This is a genomic window from Jannaschia halovivens (assembly GCF_046452375.1).
Classification (GTDB): domain Bacteria; phylum Pseudomonadota; class Alphaproteobacteria; order Rhodobacterales; family Rhodobacteraceae; genus Jannaschia; species Jannaschia halovivens.
Genome location: NZ_JBKFDJ010000001.1, coordinates 75,596 through 88,059, shown reverse-complemented (window position 1 = coordinate 88,059; position 12,464 = coordinate 75,596). Strand labels below are relative to the sequence as shown.

General features: G+C 70.0%; 15 protein-coding genes. 14 read left to right on the top strand and 1 reads right to left on the bottom strand.

From position 1 onward, the window contains the following. The first annotated feature begins 12 nt into the window (after positions 1-12). Both ACK8OR_RS00465 and ACK8OR_RS00460 read left to right on the top strand, forming a co-directional pair. A complete protein-coding gene (locus ACK8OR_RS00465; protein WP_410187521.1) occupies positions 13-1,788 on the top strand; it encodes an aminopeptidase P family protein in 1,776 nt (591 codons plus the stop codon). A 58-nt stretch (positions 1,789-1,846) separates the two neighbouring features. Beyond that, the gene (locus ACK8OR_RS00460) at positions 1,847-2,188 is read left to right on the top strand and encodes a DUF427 domain-containing protein (RefSeq protein ID WP_410187520.1); all 342 of its coding nucleotides are present in this window, start codon (positions 1,847-1,849) and stop codon (positions 2,186-2,188) included. 12 nt (positions 2,189-2,200) lie between these two features. Here ACK8OR_RS00460 and ACK8OR_RS00455 read toward each other — a convergent pair whose 3' ends face one another. Further along, positions 2,201-3,574, bottom strand: coding sequence for an FAD-binding oxidoreductase (locus ACK8OR_RS00455; RefSeq protein ID WP_410187519.1), 1,374 nt, complete (start codon positions 3,572-3,574; stop codon positions 2,201-2,203). A gap of 40 nt (positions 3,575-3,614) precedes the next feature. Between ACK8OR_RS00455 and ACK8OR_RS00450 the strand changes: the two genes are divergently transcribed. From ACK8OR_RS00450 to ureG, 12 genes are all read left to right on the top strand, one after another. Beyond that, positions 3,615-5,336: a chloride channel protein gene (locus ACK8OR_RS00450; RefSeq protein WP_410189845.1), complete on the top strand. Its 1,722-nt coding sequence runs from the start codon at positions 3,615-3,617 to the stop codon at positions 5,334-5,336. 84 nt (positions 5,337-5,420) lie between these two features. Beyond that, positions 5,421-6,314, top strand: a complete 894-nt coding sequence (locus tag ACK8OR_RS00445) for an urease accessory protein UreD (protein WP_410187518.1) — start codon at positions 5,421-5,423, stop codon at positions 6,312-6,314. Position 6,315: 1 nt separating this feature from the next. Continuing rightward, the gene (locus tag ACK8OR_RS00440) at positions 6,316-6,618 is read left to right on the top strand and encodes an urease subunit gamma (protein WP_298430894.1); all 303 of its coding nucleotides are present in this window, start codon (positions 6,316-6,318) and stop codon (positions 6,616-6,618) included. Positions 6,619-6,628: 10 nt separating this feature from the next. After that, positions 6,629-6,967, top strand: a complete 339-nt coding sequence (locus ACK8OR_RS00435) for an urease subunit beta (protein WP_410187517.1) — start codon at positions 6,629-6,631, stop codon at positions 6,965-6,967. Continuing rightward, on the top strand, positions 6,960-7,781 hold the full coding sequence (locus ACK8OR_RS00430; protein WP_410187516.1) for a cyclase family protein: 822 nt from the start codon (positions 6,960-6,962) through the stop codon (positions 7,779-7,781). The genes ACK8OR_RS00435 and ACK8OR_RS00430 overlap by 8 nt, the downstream gene beginning before the upstream one ends. A gap of 4 nt (positions 7,782-7,785) precedes the next feature. Next, positions 7,786-8,148, top strand: coding sequence for a lysozyme inhibitor LprI family protein (locus tag ACK8OR_RS00425; protein ID WP_410187515.1), 363 nt, complete (start codon positions 7,786-7,788; stop codon positions 8,146-8,148). A 102-nt stretch (positions 8,149-8,250) separates the two neighbouring features. Then, the gene (locus ACK8OR_RS00420) at positions 8,251-8,658 is read left to right on the top strand and encodes a carboxymuconolactone decarboxylase family protein (protein WP_410187514.1); all 408 of its coding nucleotides are present in this window, start codon (positions 8,251-8,253) and stop codon (positions 8,656-8,658) included. 10 nt (positions 8,659-8,668) lie between these two features. Then, positions 8,669-10,405: an urease subunit alpha gene (gene ureC, locus ACK8OR_RS00415; RefSeq protein ID WP_410187513.1), complete on the top strand. Its 1,737-nt coding sequence runs from the start codon at positions 8,669-8,671 to the stop codon at positions 10,403-10,405. Beyond that, positions 10,405-10,854: an urease accessory protein UreE gene (locus tag ACK8OR_RS00410; protein ID WP_410187512.1), complete on the top strand. Its 450-nt coding sequence runs from the start codon at positions 10,405-10,407 to the stop codon at positions 10,852-10,854. Before ureC ends, ACK8OR_RS00410 begins: the two co-directional genes overlap by 1 nt. After that, positions 10,838-11,482 (top strand): urease accessory protein UreF, encoded by a 645-nt coding sequence (locus tag ACK8OR_RS00405; RefSeq protein WP_410187511.1) that lies wholly within the window; start codon positions 10,838-10,840, stop codon positions 11,480-11,482. The genes ACK8OR_RS00410 and ACK8OR_RS00405 overlap by 17 nt, the downstream gene beginning before the upstream one ends. After that, positions 11,479-11,856, top strand: a complete 378-nt coding sequence (locus ACK8OR_RS00400; protein ID WP_298430877.1) for a carboxymuconolactone decarboxylase family protein — start codon at positions 11,479-11,481, stop codon at positions 11,854-11,856. The genes ACK8OR_RS00405 and ACK8OR_RS00400 overlap by 4 nt, the downstream gene beginning before the upstream one ends. Continuing rightward, a complete protein-coding gene (gene ureG, locus ACK8OR_RS00395) occupies positions 11,853-12,461 on the top strand; it encodes an urease accessory protein UreG (RefSeq protein ID WP_410187510.1) in 609 nt (202 codons plus the stop codon). Before ACK8OR_RS00400 ends, ureG begins: the two co-directional genes overlap by 4 nt. Positions 12,462-12,464 lie beyond the last annotated feature (3 nt).

The window sequence follows — 12,464 nt, the reverse complement described above, 5'->3', positions numbered from 1 at the left end:
AGGATCCGTCCCATGTATCAGGATTTTGCCGTCACCAGCCGCCCCGAGGCGGCCCTGCCCCGCGTGTCGGCCCTTCGCAACTGGCTCGCCGATCGGGGGTTCGACGCCTGTCTCGTGCCGCGTGCCGACGCCTTTCAGGGCGAGTATGTCGCCCCTTGCGACGAGCGGCTGGCCTGGATCACCGGGTTCACCGGCTCGGCGGGTTTTGCGGTGATCGGTCGGGACCGGGCGGCGGTCTTCACCGACGGGCGCTACACCGTGCAGGTCAAGGCGCAGACAGATGGCGACACGTTCGAGACGGTGGACTGGCCCGCCACCAAGCTGGCCGACTGGCTGCCCCGCGCCTATCCCGAGGGCGGGCGCATCGGTTTCGATCCGTGGCTGCAGACGGTCTCCGAGATGGAGGCGCTGTCGGATCTGCCGGGCCTCGAGCTCGTCGCGAGCGCGAACGGGGTCGACCAGATCTGGACGGACCGCCCCCCGGCCCCCAGCGCCCCGATCTCGGTTTGGCCCGACGCGCTGGCCGGGCGCACGCATGGCGAGAAGCGCGCGGAGCTAGCCGCCGCCCTGCGCACGGCCGAGGTTGCGGGCTTCGTGACCAACCAGCCCGACGCGGTGGCGTGGCTTCTGAACGTCCGCGGCGCGGATATCGCACGCACGCCGATCCCGCAGGCCTTCGCCCTGATCCGCGCGGACGGCACGGTGGTGCTGTTCTGTGATCCGGCCAAGGCCGATCCGGTGGCAAACCATCTGGGCCCGGAGGTCACGGTCCGCCCGACCGCAGAGATGGCGGCGGTGCTGGCCGATGCGGGCCGCGTCGGCTTCGATCGCGGCACCTGTCCCGTGGCGATCCACGACATGCTGACCGATCCGAAGGCAATGGACGATCCGGTCGCCTTGCCGAAGGCGCGCAAGAGCGATGCCGAGATCGAGGCCACCCGCGAGGCGCATCTGCGCGACGGGGCCGCGATGGTGCGCTTTCTGCGCTGGCTCGACGAGGACCGCGCACCCGATACAACCGAGATCGACGTCGTGCGCGCCCTCGAGCAGTTCCGCCGCGACACCAACGCGCTCCGCGACATCAGCTTCGAGACGATTGCCGGATCGGGGCCCCATGGCGCTATCGTGCATTACCGCGTCAACGAGGAGACGAACCGCGTGCTCGACCGCGACTCGGTGCTGCTGGTCGATAGCGGCGGGCAATATGTCGACGGGACGACGGACATCACGCGGACCATACCGCTCGGCACGCCCCCGCCCGAGGCCGTGCACGCCTTCACCCGCGTCCTGCAGGGCATGATCGCGGTCAGCCGCGCGCGGTTTCCCAAGGGCGTCGCGGGCGCGCATCTCGACGCGCTGGCCCGCGCGCCGCTCTGGGCCGAGCATCGCGACTACGATCACGGAACGGGCCATGGCGTCGGCGTCTATCTGGGTGTCCACGAGGGGCCGGCGCGGATCAGCCGCGTCTCGACCGTGCCGCTGGAGCCCGGCATGATCCTGTCGAACGAACCGGGTTACTACCGAGAGGGGGCGTTCGGCATCCGCATCGAGAATCTCGTCGTGGTGCGCGCAATGACGCGGCCCGAGGGCGGCGATGCGCGCGAGATGATGGGCTTCGAGACGCTGACCTGGGTGCCCATCGACCGGCGCATGATCGACGCGGGGCTTCTGTCGCCGGACGAACGCACCTGGCTCGATATCTATCACGCGGGCGTCGCCGAGCGGCTCGGCCCCCGGCTCGATGGTGCGGATCGCGCGTGGCTGGACGCCATGACCGCACCGCTGTGACGCTTTCCCCGGACGGCGCGGCGGGTTAGACAGGCGGACCAACGGGAGAGGACCGCACATGACCGAGATCAACGTCACGCCGGCCGACGGCGTCTGGACGGTCCGTTCCGATGACGGCGTCATCGTCGAGAGCCGCAACGCCAAGCTCCTGACCGAGGGGTCGCTGGGGTTCGTCGTCTACTTCCCGCGCGAGGATATCGCGATGGCGCTGTTCGAGCGGTCGGAGAAGACATCGACCTGCCCCCACAAGGGCGCGGCGAATTATTACGACTATGTCGGCCAGTCGGGGCGCATCCGCGACGTTGCCTGGACCTACGAGGACGTCACCAACCCCGACGCCAAGGGGGTCGAGGGGCATATCGCGTTCTACGACACAAAGGTCACCGTCGAGCGGGTCTGACAGCCAGCATGGTCAGTTCTGCCGGACGAGCTTGCCGGGGTTCATCAGGCCCTCGGGATCCAGCGCCCGCTTGACCATCGACATCACGTCCCAGGCGTCGCCGTGTTCGGCCTGCATCAGGTGCAGCTTGCCCAAGCCCACACCATGCTCGCCCGTCGCCGTCCCGCCCAACTCCAGCGCGTGGGCGACCATCGCGTCCGACAGCCGCTTGGCCGTCGCGATCTCGGACGGGTCGTCGCGGTCGACCATCAGGATGGCGTGGTAATTGCCGTCGCCCACATGTCCGAGGATCGGTCCGTCGAGGGAGCTGTCGGCGATCTCGGCCTCGGCGCGCGAGATGGCGGCGGCCAGCGCCGAGATCGGGACGCAGACATCGGTGACGATGGCGGTGGCACCGGGGCGGGTCGCGAGGATCGTGTGATAGGCGCGGTGCCGCATCGCCCAAAGGCGCGAGCGGTCTTCGGCACGGGTAGCCGCCGCGAACCCTACGGCGCCGTGCTCGGCCGCGATCTCGCCGAAGCGGTCCGCGTCCTCGGTGACCGCGCCGTCGCTACCGTGGAACTCCAGTAACAGATGCGGCGCATCCGGCAGTTCCATCCCGTCTGCGGCGTTGACGATGCGGACGGTCGCCCGGTCGAGAAATTCGATCCGCGCGGGCGTCAGCCCCATCTGGCGCGCCTCGATCACGGCGGCGACGGCGGCGTCGGTGTCCGGAAAGGCGCAGGTCGCGGCGGCGATCGCCTCAGGTTGCCCATGGAGGCGCAGGGTAAGCTCGGTGATAAGGCCCAGCGTGCCCTCGGACCCGACGAAGAGCGCGGTCAGATCATACCCGGCCGAGGATTTGCGCGCCCGCGTCCCCGTGCGGATCACCCGCCCGTCGGCCAGCACCACCTCGAGGCCCAGCACGTGATCGCGCATCGTCCCGTAGCGCACGGCCGTCGTCCCCGAGGCGCGGGTCGAGGCCATGCCGCCGAGCGACGCGTCCGCACCCGGATCGACCGGAAACATCAGCCCCGTTGCGCGCAGATGCGCGTTCAGCGCACCGCGCGTGCAGCCGGGCTGGACGCGAACCAGCATGTCGCGCTCGGCCACCTCGATCACGCCGGCCATGTCGCGGAAATCGACCGTCACGCCGCCGCGCGGCGCCGAGGCGTGACCTTCGAGCGCGGTGCCCGTGCCCCAGCCGATCAGCGGCATCCCGTGGCGGGCGCAGATGCGGACGATCCCGGCCACCTCTCTCGTGTCGGAAGGATAGGCCACGGCATCGGGCGGCATTTCCGCGTGCCACGTCTCCGAGCGGCCATGCAGCGCCAGATCGCTCTTTCCCGTCGACAGGCGTTCGCCTAGCATCGCCCTCAACTCTTCGATCGCCGCGCTCGGGTCCATCCCGTCCTCCCGTGGCGACCGAGGCCGCATGCCATGCCGCATGCAGGATGCCGCCGCCCCCGTCCGAGGACAAGCGCCCGTGACCGACGCCCCTGCCCCCGCCACCGGCCGACGCGCCACCGCGCGGGGCTGGATCAGGCGGAGCTGGACGCTCCTGCGCGAGACGGGGCCCAGCCGGGTGCAGTTCTGGTTCATCGCCCTCGTGATCGGGATCGCCTCGGGCTACGCGGCGGTAGGGTTCATGCTCGGGATCGAGCTGCTCCAGACGACGCTCTACGGCACGGACGATCCGCACCGGCTGCACAGCTTCGCGGCCGGGCTGCCGTGGTGGTGGGTGCTGATCCTGCCATGCCTCGGCGGACTCGTGGTGGGGATCATCCTGACACGGTTCACGCCCGACGCCCGCGTGCGTGGCGTGGCCGAGGTGATCGAGGCGTCGGCGGTCAAGGAAGGCCGGGTCGAGCGGCGCGCGGGGCTGGCCTCGATTGCGGCCTCGCTCATCACGCTGTCCTCGGGCGGGTCGTCGGGACGGGAGGGGCCGGTCGTCCATATGTGCGGCATGATCGCGGGATGGGTGTCGAACCGCCTCAATGCCGACGGCATCACCGGCCGCGACCTGCTGGGCTGCGCCGTCGCGGCGGGCGTCGCGGCCAGCTTCAACGCCCCGCTCGCCGGCGCGCTCTTCGCGATGGAGGTGGTGCTGCGCCACTTCGCAGTCCACGCGCTGGCACCCATCACCATCGCCGCAGCCTCGGGCTCCGTCATCAGCCGCATCCATTTCGGCGACGTGACCGAGTTCGCGCTGCCGACGGCGGGGGAGCTTGCGTTCTACGCCGAGCTTCCCGCCTTCATCCTGCTCGGCCTGACCTCGGGGCTGATCGCCTTCGCGCTGATGCGGTCGATCATCTGGACCGAGGACCTGGCGTCGGCGATGCAGGACCGGTTGCGCATCCCCGCCCTCTTCCGCCCGGCGGCAGCGGGGCTGTTGCTCGGCGCGCTCGCGATCTTCTTTCCGCATATCATCGGCGTCGGCTACGAGACGACGTCCCGCGCCCTCTCGGGCCAGCTCATCTTCCACGAGGCGGTGGTCTTCGCCGTCCTCAAGGTCGCGGCCGTCTCGATCACCATGGGCGGGCGGATGGGCGGCGGCGTCTTCTCACCCGCGCTGATGGTCGGCGCATTGTCCGGACTGGCTTTCGGGCTGGTGGCGACGGCGATCTTTCCCGACATCTCGGGCTCCGAGACGCTCTACGCTTTGGCCGGGATGGGCGCGGTCGCGGCGGGCGTGCTGGGCGCGCCGATCTCGACCACGCTCATCGTGTTCGAGCTGACCGGCGACTGGCAGACCGGCCTTGCCGTGATGGTCGCGGTCAGCATCTCGTCGGCCCTGTCGTCCAAGCTGGTGGACCGGAGCTTCTTCCTGACGCAACTGGAGCGGCGGGGCATCCATCTCGCCGCCGGGCCGCAGCGCTATCTTCTGGCGACGATCAAGGTCTCGGGCGTGATGAAGTCGCCCGACCACCCGAAGGCCCCGTCGGAGGACCGCATCCGTCGGGCCGTGGGCGACGCGCTCTTCGTCGCACCCGGCGACACGTTGGAAAAGGCGATGCCGCTCTTCGAGAAGTCGGGCGCGGATTTCCTCGCGGTGATGCGTCTGAGCGACGGCGACACACCCAACGTGCTGGGCGTCCTTCTGCATGTCGACGCGCTCCGGGTCTTCAACCGGGCACTGGCCGCGACCGCAGCCGAGGAGCATTCCTAAAACCGCCCGTTTTTTGCGCGATCCCGCGAAAATCGCCCAACTCTTCGGCACGCTGTCCGACGCGGGCCAGCCCGCGCGGGGTCGATGCAGACGTCGCGCGCCGCGCGTCCCAGACTGCCCCGAGGACGGCAGGGGGAGCCCGACATCGACGATCTGACACAGCTTCTCGACGTGCCCGCGGCCCAGCCCCGCGCGCGAGGCTCCGTGGCGCTGTCGGTGCGTACGGACGGGGCGGTCACGCGCCTGCGCGACTTGCGACAGGCCGGATCGCTGAAGGTGATGTTCCCGCGCAGCGCGCCTGAGGCCAAGCAGGCCGTGATCGTGAACACGGCCGGTGGCGTGACCGGCGGCGACCGCTTCACGCTGAACGCAACGGTCGAGCAGGACGCGCGGCTGGTCCTGACGACGCAGGCCGCCGAGCGCGCCTACCGCGCGCAACCGGGCGCGCCGGGCCGGATCCGCAACCGGCTGTCGGTGGCGGGCGGGGGCGCGCTCGACTGGCTGCCGCAGGAGACCATTCTCTTCGAAGGCTCGAACCTCGAACGCGAGACCCGGATCGACCTCGACGCCGACGCGCGCCTCCTCTTCGTCGAGCCGCTGATCTTCGGGCGACGCGCCATGGGCGAGACCCTGACCGACCTTCGGTTCCGGGACCGCGTGGACATCCGCCGGGTCGGCGCGCCGCTCTTTCTGGATGCAACCGGCTTTGACGGCGACGCCGAGGCGCATCTCGACCGCCCCCACATCGCGGGCGGCGCGCGTGCGATCGCGCTGATCGCCATGGTCGCGCCCGAGGCCGAGACGCATCTCGCGCCGCTCCGCGCGATCCTGCCCGCGACGGCGGGGGCCAGCCTGATCGGACCGGACCTCCTCGTGGCGCGCATCCTCGCCCCCGACGGCTTCGCCCTGCGCGCCGCGCTGATGCCGATCCTGCGCCGCCTTTCCGGCGGCCCCCTGCCCCGACCCTGGATGATCTGAGATGAAGCTGACCCCCCGAGAGAAAGACAAGCTGCTGGTCGCGATGGCCGCCGAGGTCGCGCGCAAGCGCCTCGCGCGCGGCGTCAAGCTGAACCACCCCGAGGCCATCGCGCTGATCACCGAGGCCGTGGTCGAGGGCGCACGGGACGGACGCTCGGTGGCCGACATGATGCAGGCAGGCGCGCAGGTCGTGACCCGCGCGCAATGCATGGAGGGCGTGCCCGAGATGATCCACGACGTGCAGGTCGAGGCGACCTTTCCCGACGGCACCAAGCTCGTGACCGTCCACGATCCGATCCGCTGAGGAGGCGTCCATGATCCCCGGAGAACTGATGCCCGCGGCGGGCGAGATCGTCCTTAACGACGGCGTCGAGGCAATCACGTTGATGGTGGCCAATACCGGCGACCGGCCCGTGCAGGTCGGCAGCCATTATCACTTCGCGGAGGCGAATTCCGCGCTGGACTTCGACCGCGACGCCGCGCGCGGCCACCGCCTCGACATCGCCGCCGGCACCGCCGTCCGGTTCGAGCCGGGCCAGCGCCGCGAGGTCGCGTTGATCCCTCTGTCCGGCGCGCGCGTGGTATACGGGTTCAACGGTCGCGTCATGGGAGCGCTGGACCGTTCCACCGAGGGAGGAAAGACCGATGTGTGATCATTGCGTGATGAATGCGGTGAAGGACCGGATGCTGTCCCGCCGCGACCTGTTCCGGGCGAGCGCCGCGGCAGGCGCCGTCGCCGCGACCGGCGGGCTGTTGCAAGGGACGCCCGCGATGGCGGCGGGCCATGGCGGCGTCGTCGACCTGACCCATATCTACGACGCCGAGTTCCCGACCTATTTCGGCGAGCCGGGCATCGCGACCGAGAAGCTGTTCGATTTCGCCGAGAGCGGCTTCAACCTCTACAGCCTGACCGTCAACGAACACACGGGCACCCATATCGACGCGCCGCTGCACTTCTCGGCAGATGGACAGGCCGTCGAGGAGATCCCGGTCGAGAACCTCGTCTGCCCGCTGGCCGTGATCGACATCGCCGCCCGAGCCGCCGAGGACCCGGACGCGCAGGTCACGCCGGACGACCTGACCGCCTGGATCGACGCCAATGGCGAGATCCCCGATGGCGCCTGCGTCGCGATGCACTCCGGCTGGGCCGCGAAGATCGGCACCGAGGGTTTCCGGAACGCCGATGGCGAAGGCGTGATGCATTTCCCCGGCTTCCACATCGAGGCCGCACAGATGCTGATGGAGCAAACGGGCGCGCGTTCGATGGCAGTCGATACGCTGTCGCTGGACCACGGACCCTCGGCCGATTTCGCGACCCACTACGCGTGGCTGCCGACCAATCGCTACGGGATCGAGAATATCGCCGGGCTCGACCAAGTGCCCGCCGCCGGTGCGACCATCGTGGTCGGCGCGCCGACACATCGCGGCGGCACGGGTGGCCCCGCGCGCATCTTCGCAATGGTATAGCGCCATGCGGATCGGGGCATCTATCGGGCTTGTCACGCTCATGGCCCTTCCGGCCATGGCGCAGACATCCATCGATTGTTCGAACCGGGCGACGCAGCTCGACATGAACTTCTGCGCCCGCGACGGCTGGGGCGTCTCGGACGCGGAACTCAACCGGCTCTGGGGCGAGGTGAAGCCCAAGGCCGATCGCCAGGGCAGCGGGGCCGCGCTTCTGGACGAGCAGCGGGCGTGGCTGCGACGGCGCGATGCGACCTGTGCGGGCGAGCGCGACAGCTATGCCGGCGGATCGATCGCGCCCCTTGTCTACTGGCAATGCATGGACCGGATGACGATCGCCCGGAACGATGTCCTCCGGGCGCTGCGCTAGCATGGCGGGGCCTTCCGATCCCCGCCTGTCCGGCCGCTCCACCCGGAGCGGCCGGCACGGGTCCGCCGCGCCCGCGCGCGCCGTCCCGATCCGGGGCCGCCCATGAGCACGGTCCCCCTTCTGTCCGACGCGCAGCTCTTGCCCGAGGCCGCCGCCGTCTTCGACGAGATACGGACCGCGCGCGGCACCGATTACGTCAACCACTTCTGGCGCGCGCTGGCCCATGATCCGGCGCTCCTGCGCGCGACCTGGGACCGTCTTCGCGACGTGATGGCCCCCGGCGCGCTCGACCCGCTGGTCAAGGAGATGCTCTACGTCGCTGTCTCGACCGCCAACGGCTGCAGCTACTGCGTCCACAGCCACAGCGCCGCCGCCCGCGCGCGCGGCATGACCGACGCGCAACATGGCGAGCTTCTGGCGGTGATCGGGATGGCGATGCAGACCAACGGCCTCGTCACCGCGCTGCAGGTGCCCGTCGACGATGTGTTCCGCGCAGACAAGACCGACTGAAAGGACCGCCATGCCCGCCACCATCTCCCGCGGCGACTATGCCGCCATGTTCGGCCCCACGACCGGCGACCGGCTGCGGCTGGCCGATACCGATCTGATCATCGAGGTCGAGCGCGATCTCTGCGTCGAACGGTCGGGCGGCAACGCGCCCCGCTACGGTGAGGAGGTCAAGTTCGGCGGCGGCAAGGTGATCCGCGACGGCATGGGCCAAAGCCAGGCCACGCGAGCCGAGGGCGCCGTGGACACGGTCATCACCAACGCCCTGATCGTGGACCATACGGGCATCTACAAGGCGGATGTCGGCCTGCGCGACGGGCGCATCCATGCCGTCGGCAAGGCGGGCAATCCCGACACCCAGCCCGGCGTCGACATCGTCATCGGCCCCGGCACCGAGGCCATCGCGGGCGAGGGTCGCATTCTGACGGCGGGCGGATTCGACAGCCACATCCACTTCATCTGTCCGCAACAGATCGAGGACGCGCTCCATTCCGGCCTGACCACCATGCTGGGCGGCGGCACCGGCCCCGCACATGGCACGCTGGCGACGACCTGCACGCCGGGACCGTGGCATATCGGCCGGATGCTCCAGGCCGCGGACGCCTTCCCGATGAACCTCGCCTTCGCGGGCAAGGGAAATGCGTCGCTGCCCGCCGCTCTCGAGGAGCAGGTGCGCGGCGGGGCTTGCGCCCTGAAGCTGCACGAGGATTGGGGGACGACCCCGGCGGCCATCGACTGCTGCCTGTCCGTGGCGGACGCGATGGACGTGCAGGTGATGATCCACACCGACACGCTGAACGAAAGCGGGTTCGTCGAGAACACCGTCACCGCCCTGAAGGGTCGCACGATCCATGCCTTCCACACCGAGGGCGCGGGCGGCGGCCACGCGCCGGACATCATCAAGATCTGCGGCGATCCGAACGTCCTGCCCTCCTCGACCAACCCGACCCGGCCCTTCACGGTGAACACCCTCGAGGAGCATCTCGACATGCTCATGGTGTGCCACCATCTCGACCGCTCGATCCCCGAGGACGTGGCCTTCGCCGAAAGCCGCATCCGCCGCGAGACCATCGCCGCCGAGGACATCCTCCACGACATGGGCGCGTTCAGCATCATCGCGTCGGACAGCCAGGCCATGGGGCGGGTGGGCGAGGTGATCATCCGCACCTGGCAGACCGCCGACAAGATGAAGAAGCAGCGCGGGCGACTGGCGGACGAGACGGGCGAGAACGACAACCTGCGCGTCCGCCGCTACGTCGCCAAATACACCATCAACCCGGCCATCGCGCACGGGCTCTCCGGGCATATCGGCTCGGTCGAGGCGGGCAAGCGCGCGGATCTCGTGCTCTGGGATCCGGCCTTCTTCGGGGTGAAGCCCGAAATGGTGCTGATGGGCGGCATGATCGTCGTGGCCCAGATGGGCGACCCCAACGCCTCGATCCCGACGCCGCAGCCGGTGCACACCCGGCCCATGTGGGGCGCCTATGGCCGCGCGGTCGAGCAAGCGGCCGTGACCTTCGTGTCCGAGGCCGCGCAGGCCGACGGGATCGGCCAGCGCCTCGGCCTCGCCAAGACGACGCTCGCCGTCGAGAACACCCGCGGCATCGGCAAGCGCGACCTGATCCTCAACGACGCCCTCCCCCGGATGGACGTAAACCCCGAAACCTACGAAGTGCGCGCCGACGGCGAACTCCTGACCTGCGAACCCGCGACCGAACTGCCGATGGCGCAGCGGTATTTCCTGTTCTGATGGCCGACCTGACGGCAAAGGCGGTCGCGATGGCCGCGACGTGGACCGGTGCGACGGATCGCTGCGTCCTGACCTACGAGGACCGCTTCCTGCGGCGGAAGGTACTGACCACCGAAGGCGGCGCGCGCCTTCTCGTGGACCTTGCGCATACGACATCACTGAACCATGGCGATGCGCTGGTCCTGTCCGGCGGCGGCCATGTCGAGGTCGTCGCGGCCGCCGAGCCGCTGCTCGCGGTCACCGGGCCCGACATGGTCCGCATCGCGTGGCATGTCGGCAACCGCCACACGCCCTGCCAGATCGAGCCGGATCGCCTGCTGATCCAACGCGACCACGTCATCGCCGACATGCTGGCGCGAATCGGGGCCGAGGCGGTCGAGGTCACCGAGCCCTTCACGCCGGAGGGCGGGGCCTATGGCCACGGACGGACCCATGGTCACAGCCACTGAGATCCTGACACTCACGCAATGGCTCTCGCCCGCCTACCCGGTCGGGGCCTTCGCCTATTCACATGGGCTGGAAGCGGCCATCGCCGACGGCACGGTGACCGATGCGGGGCGGCTGACGGACTGGGCGACGGGCGTGCTCGAACACGGGGCGGGCCGCGCCGACGCGACGTTCCTCGCCGCCGCCCATCACGCCGACGCCGCCGACATTCCCGGCATCGACGCCACCGCCCGCGCCTTCGCCGCCAGCGCCGAGCGCCTGCGCGAGACGGAACTGATGGGCGCGGCCTTCTGCGAGATTACCGCCGCGCTCTGGCCCGGCGACTTGGATGGGCTGACCTATCCGGTGGCGCTCGGGCGGGCGACGCGGCTGGCCGCCCTGCCCCCGATCCTCGCGGCGCAGATGGCGCTCCAGGCGTTCGTGGGCAACCTCGCCGCGGTGGGGATGCGCCTGATCCCGCTGGGCCAAACCGATGGCCAGCGTATCCTCCGCGACCTGGCACCCGCCTGCGCCCGCATCGCGACCGAGACCGCCGGGGGCGACCTCGCCACCTTGCGCAGCACGGCCTTCCTCTCCGACATCGCATCCATGCGCCACGAAACCCTGTCCCCGAGGATCTTCCGCACATGACCGACAGCACCGAGACCGGGCGCGCCTTGTCCGAAACCCTGAACCCCGGCATGGAGGCCGCGCTCGACGCGCGCTACGGCCACCTTCTGCCGGGAATGGCCGAAGGCGTCGTCGATTTCGCCTACGGGCGCCAGTACGCCCGCCCTGGATTGCCCCTGCGGGATCGATTCATCGCCACCATCGCCGCCCTGACGGCCCTGGGCGGACAGACCCGGCCCCAACTCAAGGTCAACATCGCCGCCGGGCGCAGGGCAGGCCTCAGCCGCGAGGAGATCGCCGAGACGATCTGGCAGATGAGCCTCTATGGCGGCCTGCCTGCGGCGATCAACGGCTTGAACGCAGCACTCGAGGTCTTCGCGGAGGAGGACGCATGAGCGATCACGGCCCCCTTCGCGTCGGCATTGGCGGCCCTGTCGGCGCAGGCAAGACCACGCTGACCGCGCGGCTGGCCGAGGCGCTGCGCGACACCCATTCGGTCGGCGTCATCACCAACGACATCTACACGCAGGAGGATGCCGAGGCGCTGATGCGGATGCAGATCCTGCCGCGAGACCGGATCATCGGCGTCGAGACCGGCGGCTGCCCACACACCGCCATCCGCGAGGACGCGTCGATCAACCTCGCCGCCGTGGCCGACATGCGCGGCCGCCACGCCGATCTCGACGTCGTGCTGATCGAAAGCGGGGGCGACAACCTCTCGGCGACGTTCAGCCCCGAGCTGGCGGACGTGACGATCTATGTGATCGACGTCGCCGCGGGCGAGGAGATCCCGCGAAAGGGCGGCCCCGCGATCACCCGCTCGGACCTCTTGGTCATCAACAAGACCGACCTCGCCCCCCATGTCGGCGCGTCCCTCGACGTGATGGCCCGCGATGCCGCCCGGATGCGCGGCGACCGCCCGGTGGTCTTCGCGCAACTGCGCCACGGGGACGGCGTCGACGCGATCGTGGCCACGCTGCGCGCCGTCGGGGGTCTTTAAAGG